General features: G+C 30.3%; 1 protein-coding gene. It reads left to right on the top strand.

The genetic code is table 11. The features are described 5' to 3' along the window. Positions 1–700 (top strand): hypothetical protein (locus Q428_RS14115; protein ID WP_035382072.1); only part of this gene is annotated, 700 nt, incomplete at its 5' end. Between the last annotated feature and the right edge of the window lie 328 nt (positions 701–1,028).

The following is a 1,028-nucleotide window of genomic DNA, read 5'->3' as shown; positions in this document are numbered from 1 at the left end:
AGATATTTCAAGGATTATGCACAGCATAAATTTCTCCTATGCACAATATTTTAACCATAGACATAAAAGACATGGACATCTTTTTCAGGACAGATTTAAAAGCAAAATGGTAAAGAGTGAAATATATCTCTATGCCTTATCGGCATATGTTCATAACAACCCATGTGACATAAAGGGATATGAAAACTGCCCAGAGAAATATGAATTTTCAAGTCTTTCAATATATCTAGGCCTAAGACATGACCCCTATGAACTTGTTGATGACGGCTTTATTATGGGAATGTTCAGCAAAAATCCTAAGAGGGCAAGAGAAAGCTATATGAAATTAGTATATAAATCCTCTGATAAAGTTTTTAAAGAGGAAGTAGAATTTTTAAATGAAGGAACAGAATACAGAAGTGAAAGAAAGATATTAATAAGAAACATTAAAACTAAAGAAATTTTAGAATTTATAGCATCAAAACTTGGAATTGAAAAAATAAAGATCCATACTAAACACTGCAGAGAAATAGTTGAAGCAAAGGCACTGGCTGTACTTTTAATGAGAAGTCTTTGCAACTTAAAATGCAGTGAAATCTGCCGCGTCCTTGGAAACATAACTCAAAGCAGAGTTTCAAAGCTCAGCAGCCTTGGGGTGAAGCTTTTAGATGAGGAGAAATATAAAAATATTACATATGAGTTTATGAAACAGTATGCTTAATTTTTAAAACGAAAATATTGTAATTGCGATTTCAAAAGCTATAAAAATAATTGCTTTTGTTAAGTATAAAAATTGGACAAGCATGGTAAAACTCTTAGAAAAAAAGGAAATAAAGTTGTATTAAGTTAAAAAATCATGAGGTTTGGTTAAAAATGTGGTTAAAAATGCATTGTGGAAGGACTTGTAAAATATATATGGCTATATTATCACAGTAAGTATATGTCCCTTAGGACTTAGGAGAATATGAGCTGATTATCTCAAAATTTTTATCCTTTAGCTATGTGTGAAGTATTTTACGCTTACTTTCATAATATATCAAGGAATTAAT

The organism is Fervidicella metallireducens AeB, assembly GCF_000601455.1.
Classification (GTDB): domain Bacteria; phylum Bacillota; class Clostridia; order Clostridiales; family Caloramatoraceae; genus Fervidicella; species Fervidicella metallireducens.
The sequence above is the reverse complement of the archived record's forward strand: the minus strand, read 5'-3'. Positions and strand labels throughout refer to the sequence as shown.